16 protein-coding genes are annotated in these 18,895 nt (G+C 60.9%); 12 read left to right on the top strand and 4 right to left on the bottom strand.

What is annotated here, in order from left to right:
* Positions 1-96: 96 nt before the first annotated feature.
* Positions 97-837 carry a two-component system response regulator OmpR gene (gene ompR, locus FQ192_RS13390; RefSeq protein WP_123402686.1) on the bottom strand — a complete coding sequence of 247 codons (741 nt, stop codon included), beginning with the start codon at positions 835-837 and terminating at the stop codon, positions 97-99.
* A 361-nt stretch (positions 838-1,198) separates the two neighbouring features.
* Here ompR and FQ192_RS13385 point away from each other — a divergent pair, with 361 nt between their 5' ends.
* The 7 genes from FQ192_RS13385 to tauD all read left to right on the top strand — a co-directional run bounded on the left by FQ192_RS13385 (position 1,199) and on the right by tauD (position 9,456).
* Positions 1,199-3,523: a Tex family protein gene (locus FQ192_RS13385; RefSeq protein ID WP_149659037.1), complete on the top strand. Its 2,325-nt coding sequence runs from the start codon at positions 1,199-1,201 to the stop codon at positions 3,521-3,523.
* Positions 3,523-3,906 carry a PaaI family thioesterase gene (locus FQ192_RS13380; protein ID WP_140668028.1) on the top strand — a complete coding sequence of 128 codons (384 nt, stop codon included), beginning with the start codon at positions 3,523-3,525 and terminating at the stop codon, positions 3,904-3,906. The genes FQ192_RS13385 and FQ192_RS13380 overlap by 1 nt, the downstream gene beginning before the upstream one ends.
* A 214-nt stretch (positions 3,907-4,120) precedes the next feature.
* A complete protein-coding gene (gene gshA / locus FQ192_RS13375; protein ID WP_149659036.1) occupies positions 4,121-5,704 on the top strand; it encodes a glutamate--cysteine ligase in 1,584 nt (527 codons plus the stop codon).
* 236 nt (positions 5,705-5,940) lie between these two features.
* Positions 5,941-6,918: a taurine ABC transporter substrate-binding protein gene (gene tauA, locus FQ192_RS13370; protein WP_149659035.1), complete on the top strand. Its 978-nt coding sequence runs from the start codon at positions 5,941-5,943 to the stop codon at positions 6,916-6,918.
* Between the two features lie 15 nt (positions 6,919-6,933).
* Positions 6,934-7,728: a taurine ABC transporter ATP-binding subunit gene (tauB, locus tag FQ192_RS13365; RefSeq protein WP_149659034.1), complete on the top strand. Its 795-nt coding sequence runs from the start codon at positions 6,934-6,936 to the stop codon at positions 7,726-7,728.
* Positions 7,725-8,558 (top strand): taurine ABC transporter permease TauC, encoded by an 834-nt coding sequence (tauC, locus tag FQ192_RS13360; RefSeq protein ID WP_149659033.1) that lies wholly within the window; start codon positions 7,725-7,727, stop codon positions 8,556-8,558. The genes tauB and tauC overlap by 4 nt, the downstream gene beginning before the upstream one ends.
* 55 nt (positions 8,559-8,613) lie before the next feature.
* Positions 8,614-9,456: a taurine dioxygenase gene (tauD, locus tag FQ192_RS13355; protein ID WP_149659032.1), complete on the top strand. Its 843-nt coding sequence runs from the start codon at positions 8,614-8,616 to the stop codon at positions 9,454-9,456.
* A gap of 116 nt (positions 9,457-9,572) precedes the next feature.
* On the opposite strand, the gene mgrA is transcribed toward tauD, so the two are convergent.
* Positions 9,573-10,610, bottom strand: a complete 1,038-nt coding sequence (mgrA, locus tag FQ192_RS13350) for an L-glyceraldehyde 3-phosphate reductase (protein WP_149659031.1) — start codon at positions 10,608-10,610, stop codon at positions 9,573-9,575.
* 824 nt (positions 10,611-11,434) lie between these two features.
* Here mgrA and FQ192_RS13345 point away from each other — a divergent pair.
* Positions 11,435-11,692: a hypothetical protein gene (locus tag FQ192_RS13345; protein WP_149659030.1), complete on the top strand. Its 258-nt coding sequence runs from the start codon at positions 11,435-11,437 to the stop codon at positions 11,690-11,692.
* Between the two features lie 17 nt (positions 11,693-11,709).
* Here FQ192_RS13345 and betT read toward each other — a convergent pair whose 3' ends face one another.
* Positions 11,710-13,665, bottom strand: a complete 1,956-nt coding sequence (gene betT, locus FQ192_RS13340) for a choline transporter BetT (protein WP_178129121.1) — start codon at positions 13,663-13,665, stop codon at positions 11,710-11,712.
* A 418-nt stretch (positions 13,666-14,083) separates the two neighbouring features.
* Complete coding sequence (gene epsC, locus FQ192_RS13335) at positions 14,084-15,010, bottom strand: serine O-acetyltransferase EpsC (protein WP_149659028.1); 927 nt, start codon at positions 15,008-15,010, stop codon at positions 14,084-14,086.
* A gap of 190 nt (positions 15,011-15,200) precedes the next feature.
* Here epsC and FQ192_RS13330 point away from each other — a divergent pair, with 190 nt between their 5' ends.
* The 4 genes from FQ192_RS13330 to tcyN all read left to right on the top strand — a co-directional run bounded on the left by FQ192_RS13330 (position 15,201) and on the right by tcyN (position 18,753).
* Positions 15,201-16,193, top strand: coding sequence for a D-cysteine desulfhydrase (locus FQ192_RS13330; RefSeq protein ID WP_149659027.1), 993 nt, complete (start codon positions 15,201-15,203; stop codon positions 16,191-16,193).
* 334 nt (positions 16,194-16,527) lie between these two features.
* Positions 16,528-17,328 carry a cystine ABC transporter substrate-binding protein gene (gene tcyJ / locus FQ192_RS13325; RefSeq protein ID WP_149659026.1) on the top strand — a complete coding sequence of 267 codons (801 nt, stop codon included), beginning with the start codon at positions 16,528-16,530 and terminating at the stop codon, positions 17,326-17,328.
* On the top strand, positions 17,328-17,993 hold the full coding sequence (gene tcyL / locus FQ192_RS13320; protein WP_178129110.1) for a cystine ABC transporter permease: 666 nt from the start codon (positions 17,328-17,330) through the stop codon (positions 17,991-17,993). Before tcyJ ends, tcyL begins: the two co-directional genes overlap by 1 nt.
* Positions 17,994-17,997: 4 nt before the next feature.
* The gene (gene tcyN / locus FQ192_RS13315) at positions 17,998-18,753 is read left to right on the top strand and encodes an L-cystine ABC transporter ATP-binding protein TcyN (protein ID WP_149659024.1); all 756 of its coding nucleotides are present in this window, start codon (positions 17,998-18,000) and stop codon (positions 18,751-18,753) included.
* Positions 18,754-18,895 lie beyond the last annotated feature (142 nt).

Below are 18,895 nucleotides of genomic sequence, written 5' to 3'. Positions count from 1 at the left end.
CCGCTACACACTTGCAGGAGCGAGCGATGCTCGCATATTGCGGATCGCGAGTCTGCGGACAACTTCGTCCGCAAACCCGCTCCTACAAATCGCCGATCACTTGGTGGCGGCGCCGTCCGGAACGAACACGTAACCCACGCCCCAGACTGTCTGGATGTAGCGCGGTTTGGACGGATCGGGCTCGATCATCCGGCGCAGACGGGAGATCTGCACGTCGATGGAACGCTCCAGGGCATCCCATTCGCGGCCACGGGCCAGGTTCATCAGCTTGTCGCGGGTCAGCGGCTGACGGGCGTTCATGACCAAGGCCTTGAGTACCGCGAACTCACCGGTGGTGAGCATGTGTACTTCGTCACCGCGCTTGAGTTCGCGGGTGGCCAGGGACAGTTCGTAGTCACCGAAGGTCACGCTTTCGTCTTCGCTGCCCGGCGCACCCGGCACTGGCGCGGCCTGACGACGCAGGACCGCTTTGACCCGGGCCATCAGCTCGTCCGGGTTGAACGGCTTGGCCAGGTAATCGTCGGCGCCCAGTTCCAGGCCCTTGATGCGGCTCAGCTCATCACCCTTGGCGGTGAGCATGATGATCGGGATCAGGTTGTTCGCGCCACGCAGGCGGCGGCAGGCGGTCAAACCGTCTTCGCCGGGCAACATCAAGTCGAGGACGACCAGGTTGAACACTTCACGCGCCAGCAGGCGGTCCATCTGTTCGGTGTTCGGTACGGCGCGGGCGCGGTAGCCCTTGCTGACGAAAAAGCGTTCCAGCAGGCTGCTCAGCCCTGGATCGTCATCAACAATCAGAATTTTTTCGCCTTCAGCATTGTTTGCAGTGCTGCTCATTAGATGCTCCTTTTAGCTCGGCGCGCATTATGGCGTAGCTGCCGTTATACGCACCGTGTGCATTGTTAGCAGATTTTTCCTTCATCGCCAGAAAACCGGTATTTCTGCCTACAGGGTGCAATGCCCCCGAATGACAGAACGCTGGTTATAATGCGCGGCGTTTTGTGTCAGGCAACGTCTGATCGTCACTGTGGGTGGCCGCTTTTTATTTTCACGGCTTGCGCAGTAATTGTTCGATTTCACGGGTCAACGGAATGCCTTTTGACCCAGGCAGCGGCGCAGGCCAGGCCGCTCAACCAGACTCGCCGGGCCTTTATCCCTGCGCCTGCGAGCCTGCTTTCACAATTTGTCAGGTGGTTTTATGGACAGCATCAACAGCCGCATCGCCGAGGAACTCGGTGTACGCCCACAACAGGTCGAAGCGGCCGTCGCGCTACTCGATGAGGGCTCTACCGTTCCCTTCATCGCCCGCTACCGGAAAGAAGTGACCGGCAGCCTCGATGACATCCAGTTGCGGCACCTGGAAGAGCGTCTGCGCTACCTGCGAGAACTCGACGAACGGCGCATCAGCATCCTGGCCAGCATCCAGGAACAGGGCAAGCTGACCCCGCAACTCGAGCGCGACATCAAACTCGCCGACACCAAGACCCGCCTCGAAGACTTGTACCTGCCGTACAAGCAGAAGCGCCGCACCAAGGGCCAGATCGCCCTGGAAGCCGGCCTCGGCGAGCTGGCTGACGGCCTGTTCAACGACCCGAGCCTGACGCCAGACGCCGAAGCCGCACGCTTCGTCGACGCCGAAAAAGGCGTGGCCGATGTGAAGGCCGCCCTCGAAGGCGCCAAATACATCCTCATGGAACGCTTCGCCGAAGACGCCGGCCTGCTGGACAAGCTGCGCAGCTACCTCAAGCAGGAAGCCACCCTCAGTGCCCGCGTGATCGCCGGCAAGGAAGAGGAAGGCGCCAAGTTCCGCGACTATTTCGAACACGATGAACCGCTCAAAAGCATGCCGTCGCACCGCGCGCTGGCGATTTTCCGTGGCCGCAACGAAGGCATCCTGAGTTCGGCGCTGAAAGTCGGCGACGAGTTGCCGGGCACCATGCACCCGTGCGAAGGCATGATCGGCCAGCAATTCGGCATCCAGAACCAGAACCGCGCCGCCGACAAATGGCTGGGCGAAGTGGTGCGCTGGACCTGGAAAGTGAAGCTCTACACGCATTTGGAAACCGATCTGCTGGGCGAACTGCGCGACGGCGCCGAGACCGAAGCGATCAACGTGTTCGCGCACAACCTGCACGACTTGCTGCTGTCGGCCCCGGCCGGCCCGCGCGCCACCCTGGGCCTCGACCCGGGCCTGCGCACCGGTTGCAAGGTCGCCGTGGTCGATTCCACCGGCAAGCTGCTGGATCACGCCACGGTTTACCCGCACGTGCCGCACAACAAGTGGGACCAGACCATCGCGATCCTCGCCGCCCTGTGCGCCAAGCACTCCGTGGACCTGATCGCCATCGGCAACGGCACCGCCAGCCGTGAAACCGACAAACTGGCTGCTGAGCTGATCAAAAAATACCCAGCGATGAAGATGACCAAAGTCATGGTGTCCGAGGCCGGTGCATCGGTTTACTCGGCGTCGGAACTGGCGTCCAAGGAATTCCCGGACCTCGACGTGTCGATCCGTGGCGCGGTGTCGATTGCTCGGCGCTTGCAGGATCCGCTGGCGGAGTTGGTGAAGATCGACCCGAAATCCATCGGTGTCGGCCAATACCAGCACGACGTGTCGCAGCTGAAACTGGCGCGCGGCCTGGACGCGGTGGTCGAAGACTGCGTAAACGCCGTGGGCGTGGACGTGAACACCGCTTCCGTGGCGCTGCTGGCCCGCATCTCCGGCCTCAATGCGACCCTGGCACAGAACATCGTCAGCCACCGCGACGAGCACGGCGCGTTCAAAACCCGTGCGGCGCTGAAGAAAGTCGCGCGTCTGGGCGAAAAAACCTTCGAACAGGCTGCCGGTTTCCTCCGCGTCATGAATGGCGACAACCCGCTGGATTCGTCCGCCGTTCACCCGGAAGCCTATCCGCTGGTGCAGCGCATTGCCGCTGAAACCGACCGAGATATCCGCTCGCTGATCGGCGACGCGAGCTTCCTCAAGCGCCTCGATCCGAAGAAGTACACCGATGAAACATTCGGTCTGCCAACGGTCACCGACATCCTGCAAGAACTGGAAAAACCCGGTCGCGATCCGCGTCCCGAGTTCAAGACCGCCGAGTTCCAGGAAGGCGTCGAAGACCTCAAGGACCTGCAACTGGGGATGATCCTCGAAGGCGTGGTGACCAACGTGACCAACTTCGGCGCGTTCGTCGACATCGGCGTGCATCAGGACGGTTTGGTGCACATCTCCGCGCTTTCGGAGAAGTTCATCAAGGATCCGCGCGAAGCGGTGAAGGCCGGTGATGTGGTCAAGGTGAAGGTCATGGAAGTCGATATCCCGCGCAAACGCGTCGGCCTGTCGATGCGCATGAGCGACACGCCGGGCGAGAAAATCGACGGCGCCCGTGGCGCACGCCCGGGCTCGTCTTCGCGCCAATCCCAGAACACTGCACCGCGCAAGGAAACCACGGCGCCGGCCCCGGCCAACAACGCCATGGCTTCGCTGTTCGCCAATGCCAAGCAGTTGAAGAAACGCTGATGGACATCCCTGCCGGGCTGACCGAAAGCGCTTTTTTCAAGTTGCTGGGATGTCGTTTGCACAGTCTGGAAACCGGGGTGGCGCAAGTCGCCCTGGGGCTGGCGCCAGAACTGCGCAATCGCGGCGGCAAGCTGCACGGCGGGGCTTTGTTCAGTCTGGTGGACATTGCCATGGGGCTGGCCTGTTCCAGCACCCACGGCTTTGACCAGCAGAGCGCGACCATCGAATGCAAGATCAACTACATTCGCGCCGTGTCTGACGGTGAAGTGATGTGCACGGCGCGGGTCATCCATCCGGGCCGCCGCACATTGGTGGTCGAAGCCGACGTGATGCAAGGCGACAAATTGGTCGCAAAAGCGCAAGGCACGTTCGCTGTCCTATAGCTCCCCACCCTCGATTTGAGTTAATTTCGGCGCTACGACTGCGGCGTCGAACTTTTCCGCGTGCGCGACAGCCAGATTCAGGGAGTGAAGTTGGCATTTCAGTACGGGCCGATATGGCTCAAGAACCAGGCGAAAACGCCAGTTTTAACTTCACCCTTGTAGACCGTCTTGCCCACCCCCATATTGGGGCGACTGACGCGTGAAGGAATCCAACTTGAGCGAACTTCTCAACCGCCGCCTGGCTCTGCTCGGCGAGCGCGCTAACCTCTCTCTGCTCGAACAGTGCCTTCACGGCATCGAACGTGAATGCCTGCGCGTGACCGATGAAGGTCGACTGGCGCAAACGCCGCACCCGGAAGAATTGGGTTCCGCGCTGACCAACGAAAAAATCACCACCGATTATTCCGAATCGCTGCTGGAGTTCATCACGCCCGCCCTGCCCGACCCGGCAGACACGTTGGCGAGCCTGGACAGCATTCACCGTTTTGCCTACAGCAAGCTCGGCAACGAGTACCTGTGGAGTCCATCGATGCCGTGCCCGTTGCCGGCCGAGGAAGATATCCCGATCGCCTATTACGGCACGTCCAACATCGGTCAACTCAAGTACGTCTACCGCAAGGGTTTGGCCCTGCGTTATGGCAAGACCATGCAGTGCATCGCCGGGATTCACTACAACTTCTCCTTGCCGGAACAGCTCTGGCCGCTGCTCAAAGAGGCTGAAGGCTTTGTCGGCACCGACCGCGACTATCAGTCGTCGGCCTACATCGCGCTGATTCGCAACTTCCGTCGCTACAGCTGGCTGCTGATGTACCTGTTCGGTGCCTCGCCGGCGCTGGATGCCGGTTTCCTGCGCGGCCGCTCCCATCAACTGGAGCAACTGGACCCGGACACCTTGTACCTGCCATACGCCACCAGCCTGCGCATGAGCGACCTCGGTTATCAAAGCAACGCTCAGGCCGGCCTGACGCCGTGCTACAACGACCTGGCGAGCTACACCGACAGCCTGCGCAAAGCGGTGGCCACGCCTTACGCCCCGTACGTTGAAGTCGGCACGCACAAGGACGGTGAGTGGATTCAGCTCAACACCAACATCCTGCAGATCGAAAACGAGTACTACTCCAACATCCGCCCCAAACGCGTGACTTACACCGGCGAGCGGCCGATCCAGGCGCTGGTGGCCCGTGGCATTCAGTACGTCGAAGTACGTTGCCTGGACATCAACCCGTTCCTGCCGATGGGCATCGACCTGACCGAGTCGCGCTTCCTCGATGCGTTCCTGCTGTACTGCGCGTTGAATGAAAGCCCGTTGCTGGCCAACACCACCTGCACCAATGCCACGACCAACTTCCTCAGCGTGGTCAAGGAAGGTCGCCGCCCGGGCCTGCAATTGCAGCGTGACGGCCAACCGGTGGACATGAAGGAATGGGCCACTGAGTTGCTGGAGCAGATTGCCCCGCTGGCCGCGTTGCTTGATCAAAGCCATGGCGGCGAGGCGCACAGCAAGGCGCTGGACGTGCAATTGGAGAAGATCAAGGACCCGTCCCGGACGCCTTCGGCCATGGTGCTGGCGGCGATGGCCGAGCATAAGGAAAGCTTTGCCCAGTTCTCCCTGCGTCAGAGCCGGGTTCATGCGGAGTACTTTCGCAGTGAACCGCTGAGCGTTGAAGAGCAGGCGAAGTTTGAGGAGCTGGCGCGCAAGTCGCTGGCTGATCAGACGGAACTGGAACAGAACGAAGTCGGCGATTTCGATGTGTTTGTCGGGTCGTATCAGGCGAGTATTCTGGCGATCAGTAACTAAACGACGATCTTGATCGTTCCCATGCTCCGCGTGGGAACGCCTCAAGGGACGCTCTGCGTCCAGTGACGCGGAGCGTCACGGGCTGCATTCCCACGCAGAGCGTGGGAACGATCTGGTGATGTGCTTAGAATTTTCCGCTCATAAGCTAATTCGAAAAAGTTATTTATTTTAGGATTCTTATATCATTTAGTCTCCTTTCACGCCGATCCTCGGTCGCCTGATAGGAGCTTCTCTCAATGAAAATGAATTTCCCTCTTCGCCTCCTGGCGGCCGCGTCTTTGGCTGCGGCGAGTTTCTTTGCCCAGGCGGCTGACGTCACCGTCGCCTACCAGACCACCGTCGACCCGGCCAAAGTCGCCCAGGCTGACGGCGCATACGAAAAAGCCACCAACGCCAAGATCGACTGGCGCAAATTCGACAACGGTGCCGACATCATCGCCGCCATCGCCTCCGGCGACGTGCAGATCGGCTACCTCGGTTCCAGCCCCCTGACCGCTGCGATCACTCGCAAAGTCCCGGTGGAAACCTTCCTCATTGCCACCCAGATCGGCGCCGCTGAAGCCCTGGTCGCTCGCGACGGTTCCGGGATCAAGACCCCGCAAGACCTGATCGGCAAGAAAATCGCCGTGCCATTCGTTTCCACCGGCCACTACAGCCTGCTGGCCGCGCTCAAACACTGGAACATCGACCCGTCGAAAGTCACCATCCTCAACCTCGCGCCGCCGGCCATCGTGGCTGCGTGGAAACGCGGTGATATCGACGCCACTTACGTTTGGGACCCGGCTCTGGGCGTCGCCAAGGAAAACGGCAAAGTGCTGATCACCTCCGGCGAACTGGCCAAGTTCGGCGCACCGACTTTCGATGCCTGGATCGTGCGTAAAGACTTCGCCGAGAAGCACCCGGAAATCGTCACCGCATTCGCCAAAGTCACCCTCGACGCCTACGCCGACTACCGCAAAGACCCAAAAACCTGGCTCGCCAACCAAAGCAACGTCGACAAACTGGTGAAGCTGTCCGGCGCCAAAGCGGCTGACATTCCATTGCTGCTGCAAGGCAACGTCTACCCACTGGCGGCTGATCAAGTGATCACCCTCGGCGCACCGACCACCAAGGCCATCACCGACACCGCCGCGTTCCTGAAAGAACAAGGCAAGGTCGAGGCCGTGCTGCCGGACTACGCCCCGTATGTCAGCGCGAAATACATCACCAACTGATCGGAGTTAACCGCGATGGCTTTGCTACAGCTGGAGCGCATCAGCGCACAGTACCCCGGCAGTCCGGAACCGGTACTGACGGATATTTCCTTGAGCCTGGGGCCCCAGCAATTGCTGGTGGCCCTCGGCCCGTCCGGCAGTGGCAAGACTTCGCTGTTGAACCTGATTGCCGGTTTCGTCGAACCCAGCGCCGGACGCATCACCCTCGATGGCGTGCCGGTCAAAGGCCCGAGCGCCGAACGCGGCGTGGTGTTCCAGGACGATGCGTTGCTGCCTTGGCAGGACGTGCTGGCCAATGTGGGTTTCGGTCTGGAACTGGCCGGTGTGTCGAAAGAAAAACGCGAGATCCGCGCCAGGGAAATGCTCGCACTGGTGGACCTGTCCGGTTTCGAAAACCGGCGCATCTGGCAGCTCTCGGGCGGCCAGAAGCAACGTGTCGGCCTCGCCCGCGCCCTTGCTGCCGACCCGCGCGTGTTGCTGATGGACGAGCCTTTCGGCGCCCTCGATGCCTTCACCCGCGAACAGATGCAGGAACTGTTGCTGCAAGTCTGGCAGCGCACCGCCAAACCGGTGTTCCTGATCACCCACGACATCGAAGAAGCGGTGTTCCTCGCCACTGACCTGATTCTGCTGGCGCCCAACCCCGGGCAAATCGTCGAGCGCCTGAGCCTGGACTTCGGCCAGCGTTACGCCGCCGGTGAGTCGGCACGGGCGATCAAATCCGACCCGCGCTTTATCGAAACCCGCGAACACGTGCTCGCCAAAGTGTTCTCCCAACGCAGCGCCGCCACGCGGCAGGAGCGCGCATGAGCAGCTATGAAATTCCGGCCGTGACGGTGAAACCCGGTTCGACGGTGATTCCGGTGCGGCGCAGTGTGAGCACGCGCTGGATCAGCATGCTGACGTTGTTCGCTTTGGTGTTCATCTGGTGGGCCGTCACCGCCACCGGCATGATCGAGCCGCTGTTCCTGCCACCGCCGTCCGCCGTGCTGCAAAAAGGCTGGCTGCTGGCGACCACCGGCTACATGGATTCGACCTTGTGGCAGCACTTGGGCGCGAGCCTGAGCCGTATCGGCCTGGGCCTCGGCTTCGCGGTGCTCACCGCCGTGCCGGTGGGGATTGCCATCGGCCACAACCGCATCGCTCGCGGCATTCTCGATCCGCTGATCGAGTTCTACCGCCCGATTCCACCGCTGGCCTACCTGCCGCTGATCGTGATCTGGTGCGGCATCGGTGAGCTGTCGAAAGTCTTGCTGATCTACCTGGCGATCTTCGCCCCGATTGCCATCGCCACCGCCACCGGCGTGCGCACGGTTGATCCGGCCAAGTTGCGCGCCGCGCAGTCCTTGGGCGCGACCCGGGCGCAGTTGATTCGGCATGTGATTCTGCCGAGCGCGCTGCCGGATATTTTGACCGGCGTGCGCATCGGTCTGGGCGTGGGATGGTCGACGCTGGTCGCCGCCGAATTGATCGCCGCCACCAGCGGTTTGGGCTTTATGGTGCAGTCGGCGGCGCAATTCCTGGTCACCGATGTGGTGGTGCTGGGGATTCTGGTGATCGCGCTGATTGCCTTCGCCATGGAAATGGGCCTGCGCGCCCTGCAACGCAAACTGGTGCCGTGGCACGGCCAGGCGCACTGAAGATTTGTCACTGACTACGCCGACAACTCGGCGCCCCGGATTGAAGAGAACCACCATGAGCCACCTGACCATCGTCCCTTTAAGCTCGGCCCTCGGCGCGCAGATCAGCGGCATCGACATCAGTCAGCCGCTGACCCCGCCACAGCGTGACGCCATCGAACAGGCGCTGCTCAAGCATCAGGTGCTGTTCTTCCGCGACCAACCGATCGAGCCGCAACAACAGGCACGGTTCGCCGCGAATTTTGGCGACCTGCACATTCACCCGATCTACCCGAACGTGCCGGAACAGCCGGAAGTGCTGATCCTCGACACCGCCGTCACCGACGTGCGCGACAACGCGATCTGGCACACCGACGTCACTTTCCTGCCGACCCCGGCGATGGGCGCGGTACTCAGTGCCAAGTTACTGCCGGAGTTTGGTGGCGACACGTTATGGGCCAGCGGGATTGCGGCGTACGAAGCGTTGTCGGCGCCGATGAAAACCCTGCTCGAAGGGCTGACCGCGACTCACGACTTCACTCGTTCTTTCCCGCTGGAACGCTATGGCAACACGCCAGAAGCATTGGCGCAGTGGGAGGAAGCCCGACGCAAGAACCCGCCGCTGTCGCACCCGGTGATTCGTACACACCCGGTGAGCGGGCGCCGGTCGCTGTTCGTCAATGAAGGGTTTACGTCGAAGATCAATGAGCTGTCGGAGACCGAGAGCGAGGTGATCCTGAAGTTTCTCTTCGCCCACGCCACACGGCCGGATTTCACCATTCGCTGGCGCTGGCAGAAGGACGACGTGGCGTTCTGGGATAACCGCGTGACTCAGCATTACGCGGTGGATGATTACCGCCCGGCGCGGCGGGTGATGCAGCGGGCGACGGTGTTGGGGGATGTGCCGTTTTTCCGGTGAACCGATCGTTCCCACGCTCTGCGTGGTAATGCAGCCATGGACGCTCCGCGTCCGCTGTGACGCGGAGCGTCACGGGATGCATTCCTTTGCTGCGCGAGGGAACGATCAGTACTCAGTTACTCAGCGGTAGAAGGCTTCTCCCAAAGATTGATCCCGCCCTCCTGGGCAAACCGATCAATCTCCGCCAACTCTTGCGCGCTAAAGCTCAGATTCTGCAACGCCCCGACGTTCTCGATAATCTGCTCCGGCCGGCTCGCGCCGATCAGGGCCGAGGTCACGCGCGGGTCACGCAGGGTCCAGGCCAAGGCCAGTTGCGCCAGGCTCTGGCCACGCCGCTTGGCAATCTCATTGAGCCCGCGCACGTGGGCGATGTTGGCTTCAGACAGGTGCGCCGACTGCAACGAACCACCGCCCGGACGGTTGACCCGCGCATCCTTCGGAATGCCGTTGAGGTATTTATCGGTCAACAAACCCTGGGCCAACGGGGTGAACGCAATCACGCCAGCGCCGAGTTCATCGGTGACATCCAGCAGATCTTTTTCCACCCAGCGATTGAGCAGGTTGTAGGCCGGTTGGTGAATCAACAGCGGCACTTTCCACTCTTGCAGCAGCGCGGCCATTTCGCGGGTTTTCACCCCGGAGTAGGACGAGATGCCGATGTACAACGCCTTGCCCTGCTGCACGGCAGTGGCCAATGCGCTGGCGGTTTCTTCCAGTGGGGTGTCCGGGTCGAAGCGGTGGGAATAGAAGATGTCCACGTAGTCCAGGCCCAGGCGTTGCAAGCTCTGGTCGAGGCTGGCCAGCACGTATTTGCGCGAACCGCCGCCCTGGCCGTACGGGCCTGGCCACATGTCCCAACCGGCCTTGCTGGAGATAATCAGTTCGTCGCGGTACTGCTTGAAGTCTTCGCGCAGCAAGCGACCGAAGTTGATTTCGGCGCTGCCGTACGGCGGGCCATAGTTGTTGGCCAGGTCGAAGTGGTTGATGCCCAGGTCAAACGCCGTGCGCAGCAACGAGCGCTGGGTGTCGATCGGCGTACTGTCGCCGAAGTTGTGCCACAGCCCCAGGGACAGTGCCGGCAGCACCAGCCCGCTGCGACCTACGCGGCGGTAAGGGATGGACTCATAGCGGTTTTCGGCAGCGGTGTAAGTCATCGAATCCTCTCTTGTCTGTTTTGAAATGGTGTCGATTTCCACCCGGGCCAACTCGCTTGCGGGAGAGGCCCGTCTTCTAATGTTCAGTGACTTCGATACGTCGAAGTTGACCAGCATACGCCCAAGTAATGCGCCGCCAACCCTGGCTGCGACTATTTGCTGAAACGTTTCATACTTCTTCCACACGCGGCTCTCGGCTTGCACGCGTGCGGCCCGAACGATCACCGACTACCCTTTGGATGAGCGCCACATTCAACGACCCTCCGAGTCGGTGGTGCCCACCGCCGCCGCCCAAATGTGTACTTTCCCGAGAAGCAGTATGTACCGCGAACCTTAGCGCTACCTGCACAACGAAACCTCGACAACTTCGGTACAAAACGGTCAGATCACGGGCCGAGCGCCACTCTGAAACTGACTTGGCGAGGCAATATTTCGTACTACATGGCATGCATTTTTATAGGGGGTACAGCGATGACACCCAGGCCCAAAGCGACCGTTCAGGGCGCTCGATACAGCCTGCAAAGTCAAGGGTTCAGCGTGGTCTGAGCGCGTCATGGACTGGAAATCGCTCCGGGCGCAGCGCTCGGCCTTGGGGACTACTCGCTCACACGGGAGACCGCCCGGCTGGCGACGATGCGAAGGGGGATGGAGAGTCCGGACGCGGGAACACCCGAGCGAAAGACACATCCCGGATCGACATGCACTACGCCCACACTGGATCTCCAGCGACCACTAAACTGGTGAACAACAAGGATCAATTGTGGGAGCGAGCTCGCTCGCGATGGCGGTCGGACAGGCAACACCTATCGACAGGCGGAGCACATATGCACACCACCATCATCATCTTCTTCGGCCTGGTCCTGCTCGCACTGATGCTCTACATCGGCGAGCGAATCGGCTTCAGCCCCCAGACACTGACTTACAGCTTCGTCGTCCTGTGGCTGGCACTGACGGTGATCAACGGCGCGGTGGGCGTGGTCACGGCCAACCAGCCCGTGAGTTCGGAACTGGTGGTCGGCACGGTGGTGTTCAGTGTGCCGGTGGCGGCGCTGGTGTTGTTCATGGTGTTGAACAAAGCCTAGCCGCCACCGGCGCTCGATCAACGAACCAGGTGCAGGAACTGCATGTGCCGTTCGTACTGGTCGAGGATGTCGTTGATGATCTGCTCCTTGGTGTAGCCCACCAGATCGTAGTCCTGACTGCCCTCGCTCAGATGCACCTCGGCGCGGTAGTAGCGACGGTTGTTGAGTTGCTTGGAACCCATGCCGCCACGGGCGAAGGAAGGCGTGAAGTAGCCGCGCATCTGCACCTGATAGATGAACGGATGCTGCTCGCCATGACCGATTTCCAGGCTGACGCTGTCGTTGGCCGGGTCTGGCTGAGCAACCACGCTCAAGCCCTTCTCGACAAACACCGCCGTCACTTCTTCAATCGCCGGACGCACCGAGGTTTCGAGGAAGCGATAGACCTCATCCCGCGACGGGAAATGCACCGCCTGACTCAAGCGCTGACGCCAGCCTCCACGCTTGGAACCGGAGACCGGCGCCAGGGAGTGCATCTGCGCAATCTGCTTCTGCGACTCCAGGTAGAAGGCCTTGTGCAGCCCCCACATCATCAGCAGCAGGATCATCGAGAACGGCAACGAGGTCAGCACTACCGCCGACTTCAGCGCATCGATGCTGCCGGAGAACAGCAGCGCGCTGGTCACCAGCGCCGTCATCGCGCCCCAGAACACCCGCAGCCATTTCGGCCCGTCTTCATCCGGGTTGCCGCCCTTGGCCGACAGCGTCGACAGGACTACGGTGCCGGAGTCAGCGGAGGTGACGAAGAACACGAAGCTGATAAACACCGTGACCGCGATCACAGTCTTGCTCCACGGATAGGTTTCCAGCAGCAGGTACAGGGTCATCGACGGGTTATCGATGGCCGACATACCGAGCGCCGTCATGCCGTGGTTGAGCACCTGGTCGATGGCGCTGTTGCCGAAGATCGACATCCACGCCAGGGTGAAACCGAGCGGGATCAACAGCACGCCGAAGACGAATTCGCGGATGGTCCGGCCACGGGAAATCCGCGCGATGAACAGGCCCACGAACGGCGACCATGCGATCCACCAGGCCCAGTAGAACACCGTCCAGCCGCCTAGCCAGTCGCTGGGTTTATCGTAGGCGTAGAGGTCGAAACTCTTCATCGGCAACGCGCCGAGGTAGTCGCCGATGTTCTGGATCAAGGTGTTGAGCAGGTGCTGGGTCGGGCCGGCAAACAGCACGAACAGCAGCAGCGCGCAGGCCAGCAGCATGTTGATGTCGGACATCACCCGCACGCCTTTATCGACGCCGGAGACGGCAACGATGATCGCCGCGCCCATCATAAGCGTGATCAGGCCCACCTGAATCCAGTGGGTGTGGGCGATGCCGAACAGGTAGTCGAGCCCCGAGTTGAGGTGCAACACGCCAAAACCCATGTCCGCGCCGAGGCCGAACACCGTGGCGATGATGCCGAAGCCATCCACCGCGTAACCAATGGGGCCATTGATGCGCTTGCCGATCAGCGGGTACAGCGCCGAACGCAGGGCCAGCGGCAGGTTATGCCGATAGGCGAAGTAGGCCAGCGCCATACCGACAAAGGCGAAAACGCCCCAGCCATGCAGGCCCCAGTGCAGAAACAGAATCTGCATCGCCTGGCGCGCCGCTTCCGGCGTGCCGGCGGTGCCTTGGGGCGGCTGCGCCAGGTGCGTCAGCGGTTCGGACACACAAAAGAAAAACAGCGTGATACTGATCCCGGCCGCGAACAGCATGCCGGCCCAGGACAGGTAACTGAATTCGGGTTCGTCGTGGTCGGCACCGAGCTTGATCTTGCCGTAGCCCGATAACGCGGTGACCACCACGAAGACCAGATACAGGGTCATCGCGAGCATGTAGTACCAGCCGACCGTATTGGCCGCCCAGTTTTGCGCTTCCAGCAGCCAGGCACCGGCCTGTTTGGGGAAGGCCATGACAACGATGCCGAACAACAGGATGAAACCCGCCGCGAAGTAAAACACCGGTGGATTCATGCGGACTTGGCCGCTTGGAAGGGTGGACGGTGCACTCATGAACAGCGCACCTCAAGGGGGTGAAACAGGGCAATCAGAAACGGACTCGGCAAGGGCAAGCCTCCTGTTGTGAGCGGGCAGCAAACCGGCGGTTTAACTTGAATGAGCGTTCAAGTTAAACATGAATAGCGTGCTAAGGACTAATCGCAGGGCTCGGCGGTCGCTTTCCTACGCTAGCTCAAGGAAGGGTATGACGTGGGGGTAGGGGGATTCGTTCACTGGGAAATTGGCGGATTGCCATTATCGCGGTTCGGCTTGAAACCATTCGCGGGCAAGCCTCGCTCCTACAGGTCCGCGCAATTTCGAAAAATCGCGCATAACCTGTAGGAGCGAGGCTTGCCCGCGAAGAGGCCAGTTCAGTCAGCCCAGATCTCGGGCCTTACTTCTGCGTCCCATCATCATGCTGCAAATTCGCCTGCGTCAGGTTGCACCCCGCCGGTACGCTGCGGGTCAGCCATACGTTGCCGCCAATGGTCGAGCCCTTGCCGATGGTGATCCGCCCCAGAATCGTCGCCCCGGCATAGATCACCACATCGTCCTCGACAATCGGATGCCGCGGATGGCCCTTCTGCAACTGGCCGTCCTCATCCGATGGGAAACGCTTGGCACCCAACGTCACGGCCTGATAAATCCGCACCCGCTCGCCGATGATCGCCGTTTCGCCAATCACCACACCCGTCCCGTGATCGATAAAGAAGCTGCGGCCGATCTGCGCCCCCGGATGAATGTCGATGCCGGTCGCCGAGTGCGCGATTTCCGCGCTGATCCGCGCCAGCAACGGCAACCCGGCGCGGTACAGATGGTGGGCGAGGCGATGGTGAATCACCGCCAGGATCCCCGGATAGCACAGCAGCACTTCATCGACGCTGCGCGCCGCCGGGTCGCCGTGATAGGCCGCCAGCACGTCGGTGTCGAGCAGACTACGCAGCCCCGGCAAGGCAAGGGCGAAGTCCTGGATGATGGAAATGGTCTTGGCCTCGACTTCGGTGTCGACCTCGGCGCTGTGCCGGGCGGCGTAACGCAGTTCGAGTCGCGCCTGGGCCAGCAATGCGTTCAGCGCCACGTCGAGGGTATGGCCGACGTAGAAGTCTTCACTCTCTTCACGCAAATCCACCGGCCCCAGACGCATCGGGAACAACGCCCCGCACAAGGCTTCAAGAATCTCCGCCATCGCCGCCCGGGACGGCAACTCGCGACCGCCCTGCTCGCCGCTGGCGCGGCCGTTTTGTGCACGCCATTGATCACGTGCCGTGCGCAGCTGGCTGACGATGGTCTGCAATTGCCAATGGCTGGAACGCTCGCTCACGGTAAAAACTCCACACGGGCGGCCGGACTGTCTGGCCGCGCTGACGGCGATTACTTTACGGCAAGGGCTCGGAGCCGAATTAAGAACCAATTGTGCTGTGTTCAGCACATTCGGATATAAGCGATTGGCGGTTGCTCGCACAAATAGCCGTGCCTATAGTCCTGACATCCTCCTCCGCCAGTACGGACCCATGATCAAACAATCGCTTGCCCGCTTTAACCGCCTCGACCTGCTTGGCCACCCTACCGCTCTGGAAAAACTCGAACGCTTGTCCACCTGGCTGGGCCGCGATGTCTACGTCAAACGCGACGACCTGACACCGCTGGCGATGGGCGGCAACAAGCTGCGCAAACTCGAATACCTGGCCGCCGATGCGCTGGCCCAGGGCGCCGACACCTTGATCACCGCTGGCGCACTGCAATCCAACCACGTACGCCAGACCGCCGCCATCGCCGCCAAACTGGGCCTGGGTTGTGTGGCGCTGCTGGAAAATCCGCTGGGCACGGATGACGCTAACTATGTTGGCAACGGCAATCGGCTGTTGCTGGATTTGTTCGATGCCAAGGTCGAGCTGGTGGAGAACCTCGACAACGCCGACGACCAACTCCAAGCCTTGGCCGATCGCCTGCGCAATAACGGCAAGCATCCGTACGTGGTGCCGATTGGCGGCTCCAACGCCTTGGGTGCGCTGGGTTACGTTCGCGCCGGGCTGGAATTGGCAGAACAGATCAAGGACACCGGCCTGAAGTTCGCGGCCGTGGTCCTGGCGTCGGGCAGTGCCGGCACCCACAGTGGCCTGGCATTGGCCTTGAATGAAGCACTCCCGGATTTGCCAGTGATTGGCGTGACGGTGTCCCGTAGCGAGGAAGATCAGCGACCGAAAGTCCAGGGCCTGGCCGAGCGCACGGCGGAGTTGCTGGGGGTGAGTTTGCCGTCATCGTTCAAAGTCGAGTTGTGGGATGAATACTTCGGCCCGCGTTATGGCGAGCCGAATGCCGGGACGTTGTCGGCGGTGAAGTTGCTGGCGAGTCAGGAAGGTTTGCTGCTGGATCCGGTGTACACCGGCAAGGCCATGGCCGGGTTGCTCGATGGCATCGGGCGTGGACGGTTTGATGACGGGCCGATCATCTTCCTGCACACCGGTGGGGCGCCGGCGTTGTTTGCCTATAAAGACTTTCTTTGACCGATCGTTCCCACGCAGACAGATCGTTCCCACGCTCCGCGTGGGAATGCAGCCCGGGACGCTCTGCGTCCCATTGGAACGCGGAGCGTCCCTTGAGGCATTCCCACGCAGAGCGTGGGAACGATCAACTGCGTCGGCCGCATATTCTATAAACGAATAACAAAATTGATATTTAGTATTTTCCTATCTAACGCCATCATCATATAGTCGCGCCGCAGGCGAATTTGGCGCGAGACGCATAAGCTGCTTTAGGGCAGGATATCGCAATCGTTCAAATCCCGATTTTGCCAACATTCCTAATAGCGTCTTCCATAAGAAAACACAGGGGCTTGTCATGAATTTTCCCGCACTACGTCGCAACCTGCTGGTAGGTTCGCTGGGCCTGGCATTGAGCGCCGGCCTGTTGGGGCAAGCGGTTGCCGGTGAGCAGCTGCAAAAAATCAAGGACGCAGGCGTGATCAACGTCGGCCTGGAAGGCACTTATCCACCGTTCAGTTTCGTCGACGCCGATGGCAAACTGGCCGGCTTCGAAGTCGAGCTCTCCGAAGCCCTGGCCAAAAAGCTGGGCGTTAAAGCCAAGATTCAGCCAACCAAGTGGGACGGCATCCTCGCCGCTCTGGAATCCAAGCGCCTGGACCTGGTGGTCAACCAGGTGACCATCTCCGACGAGCGCAAGAAGAAGTATGACTTCTCCGAGCCGTACACCATCTCCGGGATTCAAGCGCTGGTGCTGAAGAGCAAGGAAGCCGCGCTGAACATCAAGACCGCCGCTGACCTGACCGGCAAGAAAGTCGGTGTAGGCCTGGGTACCAACTACGAACAGTGGGTCCGCGCCAACGTGCCGGGCGCTGACGTGCGTACCTACGACGATGATCCGACCAAGTTCGCCGACCTGAACAACGGCCGTACCGACGCCATCCTGATCGACCGCCTCGCGGCACTTGAATACGCCAAGAAAGCCCCGAAAACCGTGGCTGCCGGCCAGGCATTCTCCCGTCAGGAATCCGGGATTGCCCTGCGTAAAGGCGAGCCAGAACTGTTGGCTGCAGTGAACAAGGCCCTCGACGAGCTGCGCGCCGACGGCACACTGGCCAAGATCTCGGAAAAATACTTCCAGACTGACGTCACCAAATAATGGAAGAAGCTTTCCAACTCGCACTGGACTCCGCGCCCTTCCTGTTGAAGGGCGCGTACTACACGGTGATCTTGAGCCTGGGCGGGATGTTCTTCGGCCTGGTGATGGGCTTCGGCCTGGCGTTGATGCGCCTGTCGCGGTTCAAATCGGTGAGCTGGCTCGCCCGCATCTACGTGTCGTTCTTTCGCGGCACGCCGTTGCTGGTGCAACTGTTCGTGATCTATTACGGCTTGCCGCAATTGGGGGTCGAACTTGATCCGCTGCCGGCAGCCCTGATCGGCTTCTCGCTGAACATGGCCGCCTACGCCTGCGAAATCCTGCGTGCCGCGATCAGTTCCATCGAGCGTGGCCAATGGGAAGCCGCCGCGAGCATCGGCATGACCCGCGCGCAGACCTTGCGCCGGGCCATCATTCCGCAAGCGATGCGCACGGCTTTGCCGCCGCTGGGCAACAGCTTCATTTCCCTGGTCAAGGACACCGCGCTGGCCGCCACCATCCAGGTGCCGGAGCTGTTCCGCCAGGCGCAATTGATCACCGCCCGCACCTTCGAAGTGTTCACCATGTATCTGGCCGCCGCGCTGATCTACTGGATTCTGGCCACGGTGCTCTCGCACCTGCAGAACAAGTTGGAAGCGCGGGTCAATCGGCACGACCAGGAGTCCTGACCCAATGATTGTCGTGGAAAAACTGACAAAGCAGTTCAAGGGTCAAGTGGTGCTTAACGGCATCAATCTGGAAGTGAAAGAAGGCGAGGTCGTGGCGATTATCGGGCCCAGCGGCTCGGGCAAGACCACGTTCCTGCGTTGCCTGAACTTCCTTGAAGAACCCACCAGCGGCCGGATCAAGGTCGGCGACATCGAGATCGATGGCAGCCGCCCGCTGAACCAGCAGCAAGGCCTGGTGCGACGTTTGCGCCAGCACGTGGGCTTCGTGTTCCAGAACTTCAATCTGTTCCCCCATCGCACCGCCCTGGAAAACGTCATCGAAGGCCCGATCATCGTTAAGAAGATCCCGCACGCCGAAGCCGTGGCCCTGGGTAAAAAGCTGTTGGCCAGGGTTGGCCTGGCGGGCAAGGAAGACGCTTACCCGCGACGCCTCTCCGGTGGTCAGCAACAGCGCGTGGCCATTGCCCGAGCGCTGGCGATGGAGCCGGAAGTGATCCTGTTCGATGAGCCCACTTCTGCGCTCGACCCCGAGCTGGTCGGTGAAGTGTTGTCGACCATCCGCAGCCTCGCCGAAGAGAACCGCACCATGGTCATCGTCACCCACGAAATGGGCTTTGCCCGTGACGTAGCGAACCGCGTGGTGTTTTTCGACAAGGGTGTGATCGTCGAGCAAGGTGACGCGAAGGCGCTGTTTGCCAATCCTAAAGAAGAACGGACCCAACAGTTCCTCAGCAAGTTTCTGAACAACTCGCACAACTGAAAGATGATTTAAAACTTGTTAACTTCCATGGATGGAAGTGACAGTTACCTTCCGCTTCAAACACCCCTCTCTCGAATCAAGCCTATATAACTTCGCCGGCCTGAATGCGGTACATATATATGTTCTGCAACAGAATCCTCCT

Origin of the sequence: Pseudomonas sp. ANT_J12, from assembly GCF_008370045.1 — a bacterium.
Lineage (GTDB): Bacteria > Pseudomonadota > Gammaproteobacteria > Pseudomonadales > Pseudomonadaceae > Aquipseudomonas.
This window is presented reverse-complemented; position numbering and strand designations above follow the sequence as displayed.

Excerpts from the sequence above, each read along its gene's own strand:
- mgrA (WP_149659031.1), bottom strand. The coding sequence starts at position 10,610 with ATGACTTACACCGCTGCCGAAAACCGCTATGAGTCCATCCCTTACCGC.
- FQ192_RS13385 (WP_149659037.1), top strand. The coding sequence starts at position 1,199 with ATGGACAGCATCAACAGCCGCATCGCCGAGGAACTCGGTGTACGCCCA.
- tcyL (WP_178129110.1), top strand. The coding sequence starts at position 17,328 with ATGGAAGAAGCTTTCCAACTCGCACTGGACTCCGCGCCCTTCCTGTTG.
- tauC (WP_149659033.1), top strand. The coding sequence starts at position 7,725 with ATGAGCAGCTATGAAATTCCGGCCGTGACGGTGAAACCCGGTTCGACG.
- tcyJ (WP_149659026.1), top strand. The coding sequence starts at position 16,528 with ATGAATTTTCCCGCACTACGTCGCAACCTGCTGGTAGGTTCGCTGGGC.
- tcyN (WP_149659024.1), top strand. The coding sequence starts at position 17,998 with ATGATTGTCGTGGAAAAACTGACAAAGCAGTTCAAGGGTCAAGTGGTG.
- betT (WP_178129121.1), bottom strand. The coding sequence starts at position 13,665 with ATGAATCCACCGGTGTTTTACTTCGCGGCGGGTTTCATCCTGTTGTTC.
- tauD (WP_149659032.1), top strand. The coding sequence starts at position 8,614 with ATGAGCCACCTGACCATCGTCCCTTTAAGCTCGGCCCTCGGCGCGCAG.
- FQ192_RS13345 (WP_149659030.1), top strand. The coding sequence starts at position 11,435 with ATGCACACCACCATCATCATCTTCTTCGGCCTGGTCCTGCTCGCACTG.
- FQ192_RS13380 (WP_140668028.1), top strand. The coding sequence starts at position 3,523 with ATGGACATCCCTGCCGGGCTGACCGAAAGCGCTTTTTTCAAGTTGCTG.
- ompR (WP_123402686.1), bottom strand. The coding sequence starts at position 837 with ATGAGCAGCACTGCAAACAATGCTGAAGGCGAAAAAATTCTGATTGTT.
- FQ192_RS13330 (WP_149659027.1), top strand. The coding sequence starts at position 15,201 with ATGATCAAACAATCGCTTGCCCGCTTTAACCGCCTCGACCTGCTTGGC.
- tauB (WP_149659034.1), top strand. The coding sequence starts at position 6,934 with ATGGCTTTGCTACAGCTGGAGCGCATCAGCGCACAGTACCCCGGCAGT.
- tauA (WP_149659035.1), top strand. The coding sequence starts at position 5,941 with ATGAAAATGAATTTCCCTCTTCGCCTCCTGGCGGCCGCGTCTTTGGCT.